The 16,343-nt window shown below is 75.0% G+C and carries 17 protein-coding genes; 4 read left to right on the forward strand and 13 right to left on the reverse strand.

Annotation, left to right across the window (positions count from 1 at the left end; translation table 11 throughout):
* Nucleotide 1: 1 nt before the first annotated feature.
* The 3 genes from CFT82_RS05690 to CFT82_RS05700 are packed head-to-tail and all read right to left on the reverse strand — an operon-like array spanning nucleotide 2 to nucleotide 1,997.
* Complete coding sequence (locus CFT82_RS05690; protein WP_159461869.1) at nucleotides 2–634, reverse strand: energy-coupling factor transporter transmembrane component T family protein; 633 nt, start codon at nucleotides 632–634, stop codon at nucleotides 2–4.
* Entirely contained in the window at nucleotides 631–1,320 is a 690-nt protein-coding gene (locus CFT82_RS05695) for an energy-coupling factor ABC transporter ATP-binding protein (RefSeq protein ID WP_088818033.1), read from the reverse strand. Before CFT82_RS05695 ends, CFT82_RS05690 begins: the two co-directional genes overlap by 4 nt.
* Before the next feature lie 41 nt (nucleotides 1,321–1,361).
* Nucleotides 1,362–1,997 carry a biotin transporter BioY gene (locus CFT82_RS05700; RefSeq protein WP_088818034.1) on the reverse strand — a complete coding sequence of 212 codons (636 nt, stop codon included), beginning with the start codon at nucleotides 1,995–1,997 and terminating at the stop codon, nucleotides 1,362–1,364.
* 211 nt (nucleotides 1,998–2,208) lie between these two features.
* Here CFT82_RS05700 and CFT82_RS05705 point away from each other — a divergent pair, with 211 nt between their 5' ends.
* Nucleotides 2,209–4,239 (forward strand): P-type ATPase, encoded by a 2,031-nt coding sequence (locus CFT82_RS05705; protein WP_088818035.1) that lies wholly within the window; start codon nucleotides 2,209–2,211, stop codon nucleotides 4,237–4,239.
* Between the two features lie 95 nt (nucleotides 4,240–4,334).
* Here the strand turns inward: CFT82_RS05705 and CFT82_RS05710 are convergent, their stop codons facing one another.
* Genes CFT82_RS05710 through serS form a run of 4 tightly spaced genes read right to left on the reverse strand, consistent with a single transcriptional unit; the run spans nucleotide 4,335 to nucleotide 7,952 of the window.
* A complete protein-coding gene (locus tag CFT82_RS05710; protein ID WP_088818036.1) occupies nucleotides 4,335–4,988 on the reverse strand; it encodes a VOC family protein in 654 nt (217 codons plus the stop codon).
* A 5-nt stretch (nucleotides 4,989–4,993) separates the two neighbouring features.
* Complete coding sequence (locus CFT82_RS05715) at nucleotides 4,994–5,830, reverse strand: RNA methyltransferase (protein ID WP_088818037.1); 837 nt, start codon at nucleotides 5,828–5,830, stop codon at nucleotides 4,994–4,996.
* Entirely contained in the window at nucleotides 5,827–6,675 is an 849-nt protein-coding gene (locus tag CFT82_RS05720) for an HAD-IIB family hydrolase (protein WP_088818038.1), read from the reverse strand. The genes CFT82_RS05715 and CFT82_RS05720 overlap by 4 nt, the downstream gene beginning before the upstream one ends.
* A complete protein-coding gene (gene serS / locus CFT82_RS05725; protein WP_088818039.1) occupies nucleotides 6,672–7,952 on the reverse strand; it encodes a serine--tRNA ligase in 1,281 nt (426 codons plus the stop codon). The genes CFT82_RS05720 and serS overlap by 4 nt, the downstream gene beginning before the upstream one ends.
* 89 nt (nucleotides 7,953–8,041) lie before the next feature.
* On the opposite strand from serS, the gene CFT82_RS05730 reads away from it, so the two are divergent.
* Nucleotides 8,042–8,980 (forward strand): diacylglycerol/lipid kinase family protein, encoded by a 939-nt coding sequence (locus tag CFT82_RS05730; RefSeq protein WP_234994287.1) that lies wholly within the window; start codon nucleotides 8,042–8,044, stop codon nucleotides 8,978–8,980.
* Here the strand turns inward: CFT82_RS05730 and CFT82_RS12040 are convergent.
* On the reverse strand, nucleotides 8,974–10,446 hold the full coding sequence (locus CFT82_RS12040; RefSeq protein WP_234994288.1) for a DUF4446 family protein: 1,473 nt from the start codon (nucleotides 10,444–10,446) through the stop codon (nucleotides 8,974–8,976). The genes CFT82_RS05730 and CFT82_RS12040 overlap by 7 nt on opposite strands.
* 115 nt (nucleotides 10,447–10,561) lie before the next feature.
* Between CFT82_RS12040 and CFT82_RS11720 the strand changes: the two genes are divergently transcribed.
* Together CFT82_RS11720 and CFT82_RS05745 are read left to right on the forward strand one after the other, a co-directional pair.
* Complete coding sequence (locus CFT82_RS11720) at nucleotides 10,562–11,041, forward strand: barstar family protein (protein ID WP_088818040.1); 480 nt, start codon at nucleotides 10,562–10,564, stop codon at nucleotides 11,039–11,041.
* Nucleotides 11,038–11,517 carry a ribonuclease domain-containing protein gene (locus CFT82_RS05745; protein WP_234994289.1) on the forward strand — a complete coding sequence of 160 codons (480 nt, stop codon included), beginning with the start codon at nucleotides 11,038–11,040 and terminating at the stop codon, nucleotides 11,515–11,517. Before CFT82_RS11720 ends, CFT82_RS05745 begins: the two co-directional genes overlap by 4 nt.
* A 141-nt stretch (nucleotides 11,518–11,658) precedes the next feature.
* Here the strand turns inward: CFT82_RS05745 and CFT82_RS05750 are convergent, their stop codons facing one another.
* The 5 genes from CFT82_RS05750 to ribD are packed head-to-tail and all read right to left on the reverse strand — an operon-like array spanning nucleotide 11,659 to nucleotide 16,269.
* Nucleotides 11,659–12,585: a DUF5926 family protein gene (locus CFT82_RS05750; protein WP_088818041.1), complete on the reverse strand. Its 927-nt coding sequence runs from the start codon at nucleotides 12,583–12,585 to the stop codon at nucleotides 11,659–11,661.
* Between the two features lie 27 nt (nucleotides 12,586–12,612).
* On the reverse strand, nucleotides 12,613–13,131 hold the full coding sequence (ribH, locus tag CFT82_RS05755; protein WP_088818042.1) for a 6,7-dimethyl-8-ribityllumazine synthase: 519 nt from the start codon (nucleotides 13,129–13,131) through the stop codon (nucleotides 12,613–12,615).
* Nucleotides 13,128–14,537 carry a 3,4-dihydroxy-2-butanone-4-phosphate synthase gene (gene ribB / locus CFT82_RS05760; protein ID WP_088818043.1) on the reverse strand — a complete coding sequence of 470 codons (1,410 nt, stop codon included), beginning with the start codon at nucleotides 14,535–14,537 and terminating at the stop codon, nucleotides 13,128–13,130. Before ribB ends, ribH begins: the two co-directional genes overlap by 4 nt.
* Complete coding sequence (locus tag CFT82_RS05765; protein WP_088818044.1) at nucleotides 14,534–15,139, reverse strand: riboflavin synthase; 606 nt, start codon at nucleotides 15,137–15,139, stop codon at nucleotides 14,534–14,536. Before CFT82_RS05765 ends, ribB begins: the two co-directional genes overlap by 4 nt.
* A complete protein-coding gene (gene ribD / locus CFT82_RS05770; RefSeq protein WP_088818356.1) occupies nucleotides 15,139–16,269 on the reverse strand; it encodes a bifunctional diaminohydroxyphosphoribosylaminopyrimidine deaminase/5-amino-6-(5-phosphoribosylamino)uracil reductase RibD in 1,131 nt (376 codons plus the stop codon). Before ribD ends, CFT82_RS05765 begins: the two co-directional genes overlap by 1 nt.
* Nucleotides 16,270–16,343 lie beyond the last annotated feature (74 nt).

The raw sequence follows: 16,343 nt of genomic DNA on the forward strand, positions 1-16,343 counted from the left end.
CTCATCGCCGGGCTCGGGGACGCCCCTTCCCCTGCGTCTCGTAGCCCCGGGCGAGCAGCGCGTCCCCCAGCATCTCCGCGGCCCGGACCGCCCGGACCACCAGCGGGATGGCGAAGCTCCGCACGCTGAGCCCCCGCCCCCGGGCGATGCGCGCCTCGTTCGTGGCCTGCGCGGCCGAGACCATGAGCGGCACCGAGCGCACCGCCATGGAGACCACGAGCGCCCAGTGGTCGGTGTCCACCCCGAGCCGCCCCAGCGGCCGCAGGGCCCGCTGCAGCAGGCGCATCATCTCGCTGACCGGTGTGGTCAGCGAGACCGTCCAGGCCAGCACGAGCGCCGCCCCCACGCGCCCGGCCGCCCGCAGGCCGTGCGCCGCATCGACGAAGAGCCACTGCACCAGCCCGAGCACCACCACGAGGACCAGCACCGCCCGCAGCGGGAGCCGCAGGTGCTCCCACCCGACCCGCGCCGAGGCGAGCACCAGCAGCGCGACCACGAACAGCCCCACCGCCAGCTGCCACGAGGCCACGAGGTACATCGCCACTGTGGCCACGGCCAGCCCGGCGACCTTCCACCCCGCCGGCAGCCGGTGCAGCCAGGAGTCCCCCGGGACCGCCACGCCGAGCGCGTTCACGCCATGAGCCGCTCGTAGAAGGGGATCGCCACCGAGGGCACGTCGTCGCAGACCACGCGCGCCTCGTCGAGCACCACCACCCGGTCCACCTCCTCGATGAGGTCCAGGTGGTGGGTGACGATGACGACCTGCTGCTCCAGGGCCATGAGCTCGGCCGACACCCGACGGCGGTTGCGCAGGTCGAGCAGGGTGGTCGGCTCGTCGGCCACGAGGATGCTCGGCCCGGCCATGAGCACCGCCCCGAGCGCCAGCAGCTGCTTCTGCCCACCGGAGAGCAGGTGGCAGGGGTGGTCGGCGTGCCCCTCCAGACCGGCCCGGGCCAGGGCGGTCTGCACGGCCTCCTCCCGCTGGGCCGCCGACCACCCGCGCCGCCGGGCGGAGAACTCCAGGTCCTCGCGCACCGTCGGCATGACGATCTGGTGGTCGGGGTCGCTGAAGAGGAAGCCGACGTCCCGGCGCACCCGCCGCGCGTGGCGCCGGACGTCGACCCCGTTGACCAGCACCCGCCCCGCGGTGGGCCTCTCCAGCCCGATGACGCAGCGCGCCAGGGTGGACTTGCCCGACCCGTTGGCCCCGATGAGGGCCACCCGGTGCTCGGTGAGCTGCAGGTCGACGCCGTCGAGGGCCACCCGCCCCTGCCGGGCCAGGGTGACCCCCTCGAAGCGGATGCCGGGCGCGCCGCTCACGGGCCGGCCCTCACCGGGTGGGGTGGACGTCACCGACGTGCTCAGCGGTCGTTGTGCAGGGTGCCGGGCAGGGCGCGGGCCACGGCGGCGATGACGACCGCGCCCAGGGCGGCCTTCAGCACGTCCCCGGGCAGGAAGATCGCGGCACCGAGCTTCCAGGCGTCACCCCAGGACATGTCGGTGGCGAACCGGAGCCACGGCACACCCGCGCCGTAGAAGATCGGCAGGCCGGCCAGCGCGGCCACGAAGAGCCACAAGGTCACGGCCTTGCCACCGCGGCGCAGGGCCAGTCGCCCCAGCGCGCCGATGACGACGGCCCCAAAGATGAAGCCCACCAGGTAGCCGCCGGTGGGGCCGGTGAGCACGCCGAGGCCTCCCGCGCCACCGCTGGCCACCGGCAGGCCGATGGCGATGAGCGCCAGGTAGGCGAGCACCGCGGCCGCACCGGCCCACGGCCCGAGCGCCAAGGCGGCGAGCGTGACGCCGAGGCTCTGCAGGGTCACCGGGACCGAGGAGCCGAAGAGCAGCAGACCGGGCACGACCGCCAGGGCGCCGATGAGGGCGGCGAACACGGCCACCTGGGCGCCGGTGCGCACGATCGACTCGTCGTCGTGGTGGTCCTGGTCGTCGAGCTGGCGGCCGGTGGGGGCGGTCTCCGGGCGGAGCGAGGTGGACATGGGATTTCCCTTCGGACGGTGCATGGGTGGCGGCTGGCCGGGGCCCGTCGGGGACCGGTGCGGCGAGCTCCTCGGTGCTGCCCCGGCGCCGCACGGCGAGGGCACCGGCGGACGTGTCATGGGACACACCTGAGTGGGCGTCATTGAAGCACGGGCGGGCGACCACTCCGAACCAGCCCCGGAGGAGGGCGGGCAGTACCGTTGAGCCACCATGCCCGACACCCCTCGCACGCCGCGCCCCGCCCCCTCCGGCGGCCCCCTGGACCTCCTGCGTCAGCGTCGCAGCCGCCCGGTGGCGATCCTGCTCCTCCTGGTCGTGCTGGCGCTGCTCCTGGCGCTCCTGCCGACCCCGGCGGGCACGCCCTGGCTGGCCTCGGCCCTGGCCGGGATCTGCGCCCTGACGGCCTGGGGCGTGGCCGCCCCGCTGGCCCACCGGGAGCTGGAGTCCGGCTGGCACTCCCCTCTGTGGCTGCCGGTGGCCGGTGGCTCGTGGGCGCTGCTGCACGGTGTCGTCTCGCTGGCGACGCACGTCCTGGGCAACGAGGGCCCGACCGCGGCCCCGGCCGCCGCGGGCGCCTTCACCGCCGCCACGGTGGCCGCGGCCCTGGCCGGGGCCACTCCGTGGGCGGCCAGCACCTTCCGGGGAGGACTCACGCGGATGCTCCTGACCCGCCGCCGGGTGCTCCCCCCGGTGGCCACCCGGATCGTGGAGGAGGCGGGGACCCGCCGCCGGGTGGTGGTGCCCCGGGCGGAGCTGGAGGTGGGCGACGAGGTCCACGTGCGTGCCGGGCAGGTGCTCCCGGCCGACCTGCGCCTCGCCGAGGGGGGTTCGGTGGTGACCCTGCGCCGCATCACCGGTCGACGCGACGCGCACCCCGTCCTGCCCGGTGACCTCGTGGTGGCCGGTGCGGCCCCGAAGCGTGCACTGCAGGGGACGGTGGTCCGCACGGGGGCGGACCTGGCCCTGGCCCGGGTGCTGCTCCCCACCGAGCAGGTGATCGCCCGCGCCCGCGGCCCCCTCACGCCCCGGGGCGCAGGGCCGGGCCCCGGCACCCTGCCCATCCAGGCCGGCACGGAGAGCGCTGCCCGCTGGGCCGTCCCCCTGCTGGGGGTGCTGGCCGTGGTCGCCGGTCTCACCTGGGGCCTGACCGCCGGCCCGGAGAAGGGGGCGGCGGTGGCCACTGCCGTGCTCCTCGCGGGCTCCCCCGCGGCCCTGCTGCTGACGGTCCCCTCCGCGGTGCAGGCCAGCGCGGTGCGCGGCGCCCTGCGGGGGCTGCGGCTCAAGGGGACCCGCCCGCTGCGCTCGGCCCGGGAGATCGACCTGGCCCTCGTCGACCCCTCCTCGGCCATCGCCACCGGCCACCCGCGCCTCGTGGAGGTCCTGCCCGTCGACGGCCTCTCCCCCGATGCCGCCCTGCTCTCGGCCCTGTCGGTGGCCCAGGGCACCGACGGCCCCCTCTCCCGGGCGCTGGGGGCCGCCGCCCGGAAGCGGCGCATGACCCCCCGCCCCATCACCGACCGGGAGATCCTGCCCGGCGGTGGCCTGCGGGCCCGCATCAAGGGCACCGAGGTGACGCTCGGGCCAGCCCGGCACTTCGAGGACGTCCCGCCCGCCCTGCGCCCGGACCCCGAGGACGACGCCCTCATCACCTACGTGGCCTGGGGCGGCGCCCCGAAGGCCCTGCTGCGCTTCCGTGACCGGCTGCGGCCCGGCGTGGCCGAGGAGGTGCAGCGCCTGCTGCGTGCCGACGTCGTCCCCCACCTGGTGTGCGCCGAGCCCGCCGGAGCGGCCCGCACCCTGGCCGAGCGGGTGGGCGTCCACGAGTCGGAGGTGTCCGCCGGGCTGGAGGACGGGCAGCGCGGCAAGGTGGTGCACGACATGCTCGACGAGGGTCACCGGGTGGCCCTCCTCGCGCGCGACACCCCGGACCCCGGCGCCGAGCACGCCGATCTCGTGGTGGCCTCGACCTGGTCCGACCCGGCCAACCGGGAGCTCGCCCAGGTGGAGACGGTGCACCCGGAGATGTCGACGATCGCCGACACCGTGGCCATCACCCGGCACACCGGGGCGGTCATCGGGCAGAACGTGCTGCTCGTGGCGGCGTACCACGTGATCGTCCTGGTCTTCGTGCTGCTGGGCTGGATCCCCGCGGCGGTGGCCGGGCTCATGTCGCTGCTGCCGCTGGCCGGGGTGCTGCTCGGCAGCCACCGCCTCACCACCGACGAGAGCGCCCACCTCTAGCCGTCCGCAGCGCCCCGACCCGTCACCCACCGCCCCCCACGCCGGAGCCCCCTGACCGTCCTGGTCAGGGGGCTCCGGTCTTCACGCGCTGCCGGTCAGACGGTGACCTCGCCCTGCGGGGTCTGGAAGGTCACCGAGAGCAGGCCGGGGGTGCCGTTCGGGGCGACGAAGTCGAACGCCACGTCCGGCTCCCAGTCGTCCCGGTCGATCGAGGGCTGACCGGCCAGGCCCAGCCAGGCGAGCAGGCGCTGCAGGTCCCCGGCGAACTGCAGCCCGGTGAGACGGGACTCCGACGGACCCACCTTCGAGGGGTGCACCTGGCCCTCGTCCCAGCGCAGGAAGAAGGGCAGCTGCGGGTCGGCGATGAGGCCCTTCACGCCGATCTGGCGCCAGGTGAGCTCGGTGCCGTTGGGGCGGTGGCGGTTGCCGGGCACCGAGTCACGACCGAGGCGCTCCTCGGCCGGGGCGAGGTCGTCCATCGCGACGACCCACCCGAGCCAGCCGCCGCCGGCCTCGCTGCGGGCCTTCACGGCCTGCCCGAAGGGCACCTTGTCGGTGGCGGGGTGCTGGAGCGGCTCCACGACCTCCACCCAGCGGTCGTCCGCCAGCGGCAGGACCATGTTGCGGGTGCCGAAGCGGGGGTGGTGCCCGCCGTCGACCGGGGTGACCCCGATCGCCTCACCAAGACGCGTGACGGCGGCGTCCAGGCCCTCGGGGCCGGCGACGAAGGAGACGTGGTCGATGCGCATGCCGCTCATGTTCCCACAGCCACGGGAAAGTCCTGCACCGACCGCTGGCGCACCACCTCGAAGAGCACGATGGCCGCGCTGGTCGCCACGTTGAGGGAGTTCACCCGCCCCACCATCGGGATGCGGACGCGCTCCCCGGCGGCCAGCAGCTCCTCGGTGAGACCGGTCTTCTCGGCCCCCACCGCCACCGCGACCGGGCCGGTGCAGTCCACCTCGGTGTGCAGCCGCTCGGTGTGCGGGGTGGTGGCCAGCACGGACACGCCCCGCTCGGCGAGGAAGGCCAGCACCTCGGCGGTCGGCGCGGCGGCCACCGACACGGAGAAGACCGTGCCCTTGGAGCCGCGCACCACGTTGGGATTGCCCCAGTCGGTGAGCGGGTCGGCGGCGATCACCGCGTGCGCCCCCACCGCGTCGGCGGTCCGCAGGATGGCCCCCAGGTTGCCGGGCTTCTCGAGGTGCTCGGCCACCAGGTACAGGGCCGGGCCCTCCGGCGCGGGCAGGTCGGCCAGCGCCACCCCGGGGGCGGGCACCACCGCCAGGAAGCCGTCCGGCCCCTCCCGGTAGGCGGCCTTCTCGAAGACCGCCCGGGTGGTGGTGACCAGCTGCGCACCACGCTCCACGGCGCGTTCCACCACGCCCTGCTGGGCGGCCGGGTCGGCCATGAGCTCCTCGCAGAGGTAGAGCTCGCGCGGGGCCACCCCGGCAGCCAGCGCCAGGTCGAGCTCCTCGTAGCCCTCCACCAGGGTCACCCCGGCGGTGTCCCGGGCCCGCCGGCGACGCAGGTCGCGCAGGCCGCGGATGCGCGGGTTGGCCGCCGAGCTGAGGTGCAGCGGCTGGCTCACCGGTCCGCCTGCAGCATCTCCGGCACGCCGTCCAGGGTGAGCAGCACCTGGGCCAGGCCGTGCTCGTCGACGGTGCCGGTCACCTCGTCGGCCATGTCCTTGACCTCCTGCGGCGCCTGCCCCATCGCCACGCCGCGGGCCGCCCAGTCGAGCATCTCCAGGTCGTTGCGCTGGTCGCCGACGGCCACGGTGTCGAAGGGCTGGTGGCGCAGGGTGCGCCGCACCTGCTCCAGCGCCGAGGCCTTGTTGACGCCCTCGGGGTTGATGTCCAGCCAGGCCGTGAAGCCCACCGACCAGCTCACCCCGTGCAGGCCGAGATCGTCGATGGCGGCGAGGAACTCCTCCTCGGTGCTGCCCGGGTCGTGAAAGGTCAGCCGGGTGACCGGCTCGGCGGCGAGCTCCTCCCAGCTCACCACCTCCAGCTCCCCCATGAGCGCGTCCTCGGGGAAGCCCTCGACGATCCGGTGCCCCACGCCCACCACCTCGGCGGCCACGTGGGCGTTCGGCAGGTGCTCCCGGAAGAGCTCGAGCGCCGGGGCGGGGTTGAAGGTGATCTTCTCGACGATCTCGTAGCCGTCCGGGAGGCTCGGGTCGATCCGCAGGATCACCGCACCGTTGGAGCACACGAGGTAGCCGGAGTCCAGCCCCAGCTCCGTCGCCAGCGGGAGGGTGGCCCGCAGCGTGCGCCCGGTGGCGATGACCACCGTGTGGCCCGCGGCGGAGGTGGCCCGCACCGCCTCCCGCACCGGCTCGTGCAGGGTGCTCGTGTAGTCGATGGTCGTGCCGTCGAGGTCGAGGCAGACCATGAGCGCCCGCCGACCGTCCTGGAGGGCGAACCTCGTCATCGGGCGACCGGCTCGATGACCTCCAGGCCACCGAGATAGGGGCGCAGCGCCGCGGGCACCCGCACCGAGCCGTCGGCCTGCTGGTGGTTCTCGAGGATCGCCACGAGCCAGCGCGTGGTGGCCAGGGTGCCGTTGAGGGTGGCCACCACCTGCGTGCCCTTCCCGCCGGCGGCCCGCTCGCGGGTGCGCAGGCGGCGGGCCTGGAAGGTGGTGCAGTTCGACGTGCTCGTGAGCTCGCGGTACTTCTCCTGGGTGGGCACCCAGGCCTCGCAGTCGTACTTGCGGGCCGCCGGGCCACCGAGGTCGCCGGCCGCCACGTCGATGACGCGATAGGGCAGCTCCATCCGGGCCAGCATGTCCTGCTCGATCTCCAGCAGCCGGTCGTGCTCGGCCTCGGCCTGCTCGGCGGTGCAGTAGACGAACATCTCCAGCTTGTTGAACTGGTGCACGCGGATGATCCCGCGGGTGTCCTTGCCGTGGGAGCCGGCCTCGCGGCGGTAGCAGGTGGACCAGCCGGCGTAGCGGCGCGGGCCGTCGGAGAGGTCGAGGATCTCGTCGGCGTGGTAGCCGGCCAGGGCCACCTCGGAGGTGCCGGTGAGGTACTGGTCGTCGTCGCGCAGGCGGTAGACCTCGTCCTCGTGGGCGTCGATGAAGCCCGCCCCGGCCATCACGTCGGTGTTCACCAGGGTGGGGGTGATCATCGGGGTGAAGCCGCGCTCCAGGGCCACGTCCATCGCCAGGTTGAGCATCGCCAGCTCCAGGCGGGCGCCGATGCCGGTGAGGAAGTAGAAGCGGGAGCCGGAGACCTTGGCCCCGCGCTCCATGTCGATCGCGCCGAGCATCTCGCCCAGCGCGAGGTGGTCCCGGGGCTCGAAGCCCTCGGCGGCGAAGTCGCGCGGGGTGCCGACCTCCTGGAGGAGCTCGAAGTCGTCCTCCCCACCGGCCGGGACGCCCTCCTTGATGACATTGCCGATCCGGCGCAGCAGGCGCTCGGCTTCCTCGCCGAGCGCGTTCGCCTCGGCCTCGAGGGACTTCACGCGGGCGGCCAGCTCCTTGCCGCGGGCGGCCAGCTCGGCCTTCTCCTCGGCCGGGGCCTGGGCGATCTGCTTGCCGAAGGTCTTCTGCTCCGCGCGCAGCCGCTCGAACTCGGCCAGCTTCGCGCGGGACTGCTGCTCGGCCTCCAGGACGCGGTCGACCAGGGACTCGTCCTCCCCTCGGGCGCGCTGGCTGGCGCGGACGACGTCGGGATTCTCACGGAGCTCTCGGATGTCGATCACCCGGCCAGACTATCGCCCGGCCCCCGCCGTCCCCGCGTACCGTGGGCGCCACCACGCGCACCCCCGGCCCCCACGGAAGGAGGGACCCTGTGCGGAGCCCCCACGGCGCCCTGCGACGCGCTGCCGTCATCGCCAACCCGGTGAAGTTCCCCGACGTCGACCTGCTGCGTCACCAGCTCACCCAGGTCTGCCGCGAGCACGGCTGGGACGACCCGTGGTGGGCGCTCACCACCGTGGAGGACCCCGGCGGTACGCAGACCGAGCGGGCACTGGAGGCCGGCTGCGATCTCGTCGTCCCGGTCGGGGGTGACGGCACGGTCCGCGCCGTGGCCAGCTCGCTGATCGGCACCGACGTCCCGCTCGGCCTCGTGCCCGGTGGCACCGGCAACCTCCTGGCCCGGAATCTCGACCTGCCCGTCCACTCCCGGCGGGAGGCGCTGGCCGTGGCGATCACCGGGCGGGACCGGCGCATCGACGTCGGCCAGGTGCGCGCCTGGGAGGAGGACGGGACCCTCCACGAGGAGCACTTCCTCGTGATGGCCGGGGTGGGCATGGACGCCGCCGTCATGGAGGCCACCGACGCCGAGGTGAAGCGCCGGATGGGATGGCTGGCCTACCTGGGCTCGGCCGTGCGGCTCTCCGGCGACCAGCCGGTGGTGGCCGGCATCCGGCTCGACGACGAGGAGCTGGTGACCCGGAAGGTGCGCAGCGTGGTCTTCGGGAACGTGGGGCGCGTGCAGGGCGGCATGCCCGTGCTGCCGGACGCCCTGGTGGACGACGGCCGGCTGGACACCGCGATCGTGGCCCCCCGGGGCATCACCGGCTGGCCCGGCGTGGCCGCCAGCATGCTGACCCGCGGCAGCCTCGGCGGGCAGAACGCCACCTACCACCAGGGCGACCGGGTGGACGTGCGCCTGGCCGAGCCGACCCCCGCCCAGGTGGACGGCGACCCCCTCGGCCGGGTCACGCGGATGGCCGCCCGGGTGCTGCCCGGGGCGCTCACCGTCCGGGTGCGCTCAGATCACTGACGCGCGACGTTCCGGCTGTCCATCCCGCGTGCGGCGGTCACGGCCTGCAGCTCCTCGTCGGTGAGCTTCGTGTTGCCCCGACCCTCGGTGACGCTCTTGGCGTAGGTCTGCGAGTGGGCCCGGCCGTTGAGGCTGCTGATGACGATGCCATCACCCACCGCGTCGAGGAGGGCCACGGAGAAGGACATGCGCCCGCCCATGTCGCCGAAGGCGTCGTACCGGACCAGCGCGATGTCGGCGATGGCACCGGTGGTGCGGTGCTCGGTGACCTTGATGCGCTCGTCGTGGGCGGCGGTGACGCCGAAGAGCTCGCGCACGGCCTCGTCGAGGGAGACCAGCCGGGAGTCGGCCTTCTCCGCGTGGCCCTCCAGGGTGACGAGCCGCTCGGCCTGCGAGCGGGCCTCGGTGTCCACCAGACCGATGCGCTGCCCGAGGTCCTGCTCCACCGTCCCGACCCGCTCACCGAGGCCCTGCTCCACGCCCCCGATGCGCTCGGCGAGCTGGCCCACGGCCTGCTCGATCCGGTCGGCCAGGCTGCGCTCCACCGTGTCGACGCGACCGCCGAGCTCCTGCTCCACCGTCCCGACCCGCTGGTCGAGGCGCTCCGCGCGCTCGCTCACCGCGCTCTGCCCGGCCCGGAGCTCGTCGACCGCCGTGGCCACACCGCCCAGGCCGCGGTCGAGGACGTCCACGAGGGAGCGGTCCTTGCGCACGGCCTCGGTCAGGGCGACCTGCTCGTCCTCCAGGCGGCGCAGCTCCCGCTGGGCCTCCTCCTGCCGGGCCCGGAGGTCCTGCCGGGTCTCCTCGTGCCGGGCCCGGAGCTCCTGGGTCTCGTTCTGCGCCAGGGTGCGGATGGCCTGCGTCTCGGACTGCTGCTGGGAGCGGAGGTCCTCCAGCGAGGAGTCCTGCCGGGTGCGCAGCTCGTCGGTGGCGTGGCCGAGCCGACCGACCGCCTGCTCGTGCTCACCGATCTGCTGCTCGGCCCGGTTCAGCTGGGAGCCCAGCGACTCGATCTGGGTGCGCAGCGACTCCACCTGCTCCTCCATGGTCTGCACCCGGGAGGTGGTCTGGGTGCTGACCTGCTGGATCGACTGCGTGTCCGTGGAGGCCTGCTGGCGGACGCTGCCGAACTCGCGGCTCACCTCCTGCACCTGCCGTCGCGCGTCCTCGATCTCGGCCCTCATCTGCTCCAGCGCCTTCTGCTGGCGGCTGGCGGCCCGGTCCAGGGCGCGCTTGAGGGCCAGCGAGTCCACACCCGTCCGCACCGCCGGGGCCGCGAAGCGCGGCTGCTCCCCTTGGCGGCTCGACAGCGAGCGACGGGAACCCTCGGCCAGGGCGCGCACGGAGACGAAGCGCTGCCGGCGCAGGGAGGTCACCTGCGCCACCAGCCACCCGCCCAGCAACAGGGCGAGCACCGCACACACGACGGCCGCGATCAGCAGGGCGTTCTGGAGTTGGTCAGACACCCTGCCAAGGATACGCACCGAGGTGGTGGCCGGCCGGGGGCGTGCGGCGCCGCCCCCGGGGCGGATGCGGGGCCTCGTGCGAGGGGGACCGGGTGCGGGCAGGCATCATGGCGGCATGTCCTCCCTCGCTGCGCAGCCCTCCGGCACGCCCTCGCCCGACACCCCGGTCGCCCGCTTCCTCACCGGCGCCGAGCCGCTGGCCGTGGTGCCCGCGGACGAGGCCGAGCTCGACGCGGCGACGGCCCGCACGCTGGGCTGGGCGGTCCTGCTGGGGGGCAGCGCCGAAGAGGTGGAGGCCCGTGCGGTGCAGCGGACGCTGGCCGACCAGCTCGACCTCCCGGGGAACGCCGCGACGAGCTGGGACGCCTTCGCCGACGCCCTGCGCGATCTCCCGGACCGGGACGAGGACTCGGCCGGCACGCTGCTCGTGTGGACGCCCGCGGCGGCCGCGGGGCTGGAGTCCGACGCGGTGGCCGACCTGATCGAGCTCCTGGCCGAGGTCGCCGCGGAGACCGGGCGCGGGTCGCGGGGGCTGAAGGTCATGGTGGCCAGCGACCTCATCGCCGGGCAGCTGGCCGACGAGGAGAGCGCATGAGTCCCCTGCCCCACGGGGGACGGCGTCGCCTGAGTGGCATCTCCGGGGCGTCGATGGTGCTGCGGATCCTGCTCTTCTGCGCGCTGGCCGCCATCCTGCTCCTCGGTCGTGATGGCCTGCCGGGACGGGACGGGCTGAGCAGCGGGGGCGGTGGGGACGGCAGCGGCGTCGAGGCCTGTGACCCGGACGAGCTGACCCCCGAGGCGAGGGAGGTCGTCGACATGATCGACGACGGGGGATCCTTCGAGCACCCCGACAAGGACGGCAGCACCTTCGGCAACCGCGAGGGCCTGCTGCCCGACGAGGACCACGGCTACTACGCCGAGTACACCGTCCCCACGCCGGGCGAGTCGGATCGAGGCGCCCGACGCATCGTCACCGGTGGGGACACCACCCCCCGCTCCGGCGACACCGACCCCGAGCACTGGTACTGGACGGACGACCACTACGAGAGCTTCTGCGAGTTCTCCGCCTGACCGCCCGGGCCCCTGGGCCGCCCACAACGCAGACCCACCGCTCCACCCCGGAATCACGGCTCTCTCACGGTGATTCTGAGGTAGAGCGGTGGGTCTGCGGCGAGGACCGTGGGCCTGACTGCCCCCTCCCGCCGGGGGGGGTCAGCGGATGGTGACCTGCCGGCTGGAGAAGCCCTCACGGGCGCGGCGCTCGTCCGGGGTGAGCGGGCTGTCGTCGCCGAGACGGGCCTCCAGGCGGGCGGCCAGCTCCCCGAGCGGAGCGTTCCACTCCTGCGGGTCCACGGCGGGGTCCACCTCGAAGACCGGCACGAGCACACCCGCGGCGCGGAAGGCCCCGAGCAGGGTCGACTCCCCGCCCAGGGTGTGCTCCCCGGCGGCCTTGAGCCGGGCCAGCGCGGTGGTGGCGGCGTCCTCGGTGTGCGGCAGCAGCCAGCGGATGTAGGTGCGGTCACCCATCCGGCACCAGAAGGCGGAGTCCACGGAGTCCAGGCGCTCGGTGGGCACGATGGCCTCGTTGGCCCGCTCCAGCGAGAGCTGCCCGGCGTCGTCCAGGGCGTCCCCGTCGCCGGAGACCCAGAAGCCGAAGTCCTCGCGCAGCTCGGGCACCATCGCGTCGCTCACGACGATGTCCTGCAGCCGCGGCGTGTGGGCCATGGCCTGCGGCAGGGTGGTCACCGGCTGACCGGGCTGGGCCGCCAGGGTGGTGAGGATCGCCTGCGCGATGTCGCGGCTCGGGTCACCGGTCGTCGACCCGGTCTGCAGCGCCGTGAGCGCGTCGCCCTCGGCCCGGTGGAGACCCGGCCAAGCCAGCGGCAGCACGGTCGCCAGGGTGACCTCGTGCTCGCTGCCCGCCTCGAGACCGGCCCACGCCGGGGCCGGCGCACCCTCGGGGGCGGCGTCCTCCGGCACGCGGACGGTCACGGTGGCCGTGGCGGCGGGGATGATCTCCCGCATCGCGACCCACTCGGTCTCGTGCGGCAGCCCCTCGAACGGGCGCGCCTCGAACGGCGCGGGGAGGAGCTTCGGACCCTTGGCGTCGCGGTTCTTGCGACGAGATGCCTTACCCATGGGGCCGGAGTCTACGCAGCGCCCGCCTCAGCCGAAGGTGGCGCGGGCGCGACGCAGCGAGGCGGCGGTGTCGACGGCCGCCAGGGCGGCCTCGGCCCCCTTGTCCTCGCTGGAGCCCTCCAGCCCGGCGCGGTCGAGGGCCTGCTCCTCGGTGTCGCAGGTGAGCAGGCCGAAGCCGACCGGCACGCCGCTGGAGACCGAGACGTCGGTCAGGCCCTGGGTGGCCGCCGAGCAGACGTACTCGAAGTGGGGGGTGCCGCCGCGGATGACCACGCCGAGGGCCACCACCGCGTCGTGCGTGCGGGCCAGGCGGGAGGCGGCGACGGGCAGCTCGAAGGAGCCCGGCACGCGCAGGACGTGGGGGGTGATCTCCAGCTCGGCCAGGGCCTTCAGGGCACCGTCGAGCAGGCCGTCCATGACCTGCGTGTGCCAGCTGGCGGCCACGACGGCGACGCGCAGCGGGAGGGCACCGTCGGCGCGGTCCTCCGCGAGCTCTGCCTTCAGTCGGGTGGCGATGTCCTGGGTGGGCGAACCGGCGCCGCTCATGCGTCTCCTCCGTGGGGTCGGGACCGCTCGGCCGCACCGGCCGGGTCGGTCGTGTCAGTCGTCGGGTGTGGGTCGATCGCGGGGTGCGACGGCTTGCTCCCACCGTCGCGCGTCCCGGGGCGTTCCGACAACTCGGATCGCGGCGCGGCGGACGTGGCGTGGGACACGTCGAGGCGGGCGGGGAGGGTGTGCCCCATCCGGTCCCGCTTGGTGGTCAGGTAGCCGAGGTTGTGCTCGGTGACCCCCACGACGCTGGGCCGGGTGGCCGCCACGTCGACCCCGAGGGCCCGGAGCGCGTCCACCTTGGCCGGGTTGTTCGTCGTGAGCTCGACCCGCTCGACGCCCAGGTGCGCCAGCATCGCGGCGGCCACGGCGTACTCGCGGGAGTCCACCGGTAGGCCGAGCTCGGTGTTCGCGTCGACCGTGTCCGCCCCGGCGTCCTGTCGGGCGTAGGCGGCGATCTTGGCGGCCAGACCGATGCCGCGCCCCTCGTGGCCGCGCACGTAGAGCACGACGCCGGCGCGGGCCTGCGCGTCGGCCAGGGCGTCCTCCAGCTGGGCCCCGCAGTCGCAGCGCAGCGAGCCCAGGGCGTCCCCGGTGAGGCACTCGCTGTGAACCCGGACCGGGACCACGCCCGCCGGGTCGACGCCCGGCGCGACGAGCGCCAGGTGCTCGACCCCGCTGAGCCGGTCCAGGCAAGCGTGCGCGGTGAACTCGCCGTGGAGGGTGGGCAGCCGGGCGGCGGCCACCGCGTCGAGGCGGTCGTGGACGGTCCGCCAGGCGCGCAGCGCCTCGATGGTGAGCACCGGCAGGTCGTGCTCGGCGGCCAGGGCGCGCACCCCGTCGGCACGCATCATCGTGCCGTCGTCGTGGACGAGCTCGGCGATGACGCCGACCGGCTCCAGCCCGGCGAGGCGGCACAGGTCGACGGCGGCCTCGGTGTGCCCGGGGCGCTCCAGGACGCCTCCGGCGCGGGCCCGCAGCGGGACCACGTGGCCGGGGCGGACGAGCGCCTCGGGGGTGGCGGCCGGGTCGGCCAGGGTGCGCAGCGTGTGGGTGCGGTCGGCGGCGCTGATGCCGGTGGTCACGCCCTGCGCCGCATCGACGGTGATGGTGTACGCGGTGCGGAACGGGTCGGCGTTGTCGCGGACCATGAGCGGCAGCGCCAGGGCCTCGGCGCGCTCGGCCGGCATCGGGGCGCACACGTAGCCCGAGGTGTGGCGGATGGTCCAGGCCATCCACTCGGGGGTGAGCACCTCGGCGGCGAGGATGACGTCGCCCTCGTTCTCGCGGTCCTCGTCGTCCAGGACGAGCACCGGACGGCCGGCCCGCAGGGCCTCCAGGGCTGCGGCGAGCGCCGGGTAGTCGCGGGCGGCGCCCGGCTGCGGGGCGGGCTGTGCGCTCATCGGGTGCCTCCGGTCAGCTTCTCGACGTACTTGGCCAGCACGTCGACCTCCACGTTCACCGGGGTGCCCACGGCAGCGGCGCCGAGCGTGGTGCGCTCGAGGGTCTCGGGGATGAGGCTCACCTCGAGCCAGTCCTCGCCGATCCCGCTCACGGTGAGCGAGACGCCGTCGAGGGTGATGGAGCCCTTGTGCACCACGTAGCGGGCGAGCTCGGCGGGGATCTCCACCCGCACGACCTCCCAGCGGTCGCCGGGGGTGCGCTGGGCGATGCGGCCGACGCCGTCGACGTGGCCCTGCACGATGTGGCCGCCGAGGCGGGCGTCCACCCGGACGGCACGCTCCAGGTTGACCGGGCTGCCGGGCTCCAGGGCGCCGAGCGAGGAGTGGGTGAGCGTCTCGGGCATGACGTCGGCGGCGAACCAGCCCTGCCCGTCGGTGGTGCCGAGCTCGGTGACCGTGAGGCAGACCCCGTTGACGGCGATGGAGTCGCCGGGGGCGGCGTCGCTCGTCACGACGGGGCCGGTCACGGTGAGGCGGAGGTCGTCGCCGGCGGGCTCGATGGCCTCGATCCGGCCGAGCTCCTCGATGATTCCGGTGAACATCAGGCGTCCTCTCCAGAGGGGGTGGGCGTGTGGGGGCCGGCGGGTCCCGGCGTGAGCGTGAGGCGCAGGTCGTCGCCGAGACGGGCGACCTCCTGCAGCTGCCAGCGGTCGATCTCGGCGATGGTGCCGATGCCGAGGTCGCTGACCATTCCCGCGCCGGCGCCGAGCAGGGCCGGGGCGAGGTGGTGCACCAGGCGGTCGACCAGCCCGGCGCGCAGGAAGGCCGCCGCCAGGGTGGGGCCTCCCTCGAGCCAGACGTGGTGGATGCCGCGCCCAGCCAGGGTGGCGAGCACCTCGGCCGGGTCGTGGGTGGGCAGGAGCAGGGTCTCGGCGGCGTCGTCGCGCAGCCGGGCGCTGGCGGGGAGCTCCCGGGTGCCGACGACGACGCGCAGCGGCTGGCGGAGGGTGGCCGAGCCGGAGGCGTCGTCCGCGGCGGGGGCGGGCACGCGGAGCAGGGCCCGGGCCGGGTCGTCCTCGGGCAGCCGGACGGTGAGCTGCGGGTCGTCGGCCAGCGCGGTGCCGGTCCCGACGACGATCGCGCCGGCGGTGGCGCGCTGCCGGTGGACGTCGAGGCGGGCCGCGGGGCCGGTGATCCACTGGCTGGTGCCGTCGGCGGCGGCGACCCGGCCGTCGAGGGTGCTGGCCAGCTTGAGCGTCACCACGGGGCGGCCCAGGCGGGCGGACTGCGTGAACCAGGGGTTCAGCTGCTCGGCCTCGTCGGCCAGGAGACCGGTGAGCAGCTCGACGCCGGCGGATCGCAGGCGCTCGGCGCCTCCGGCGGCCAGCGGGGTCGGGTCGGTCTGGGCGATGACCACGCGGGCGACGCCAGCCTCCAGGAGCGCCTCGGCGCAGGGTCCGGTGCGGCCGGTGTGGTTGCAGGGCTCGAGGGTGACCACGGCGGTGGTGCCGGCCGGCAGCCGGTGGGCCCCCGCCTCGGCGAGGGCGGCCTCCCCACCTCCGGCCCGGCGAGCGGCATCGGCGAGCGCGGCCACCTCGGCGTGCGGGGTCCCGGCGCCCCGGTGGAAGCCCTCGCCGAGGGTGTGGCCCGCGGCGTCGAGCAGCACGCAGCCGACGCGGGGGTTGGGGTCCACGGCGGGCCCTCGGGCGGCCAGCTCCAGGGCACGCCGCATCGGCGTCTCCCAGATGGAGGTGGCGGGGGTGGTGCTCACGGTCGTCCTCACTGCGGTCACGCGGCGGGCGGCCC

The sequence above is a fragment of the Kytococcus aerolatus genome (assembly GCF_900187395.1).
In the GTDB taxonomy this organism is placed as follows: Bacteria; Actinomycetota; Actinomycetes; order Actinomycetales; family Dermatophilaceae; genus Kytococcus; species Kytococcus aerolatus.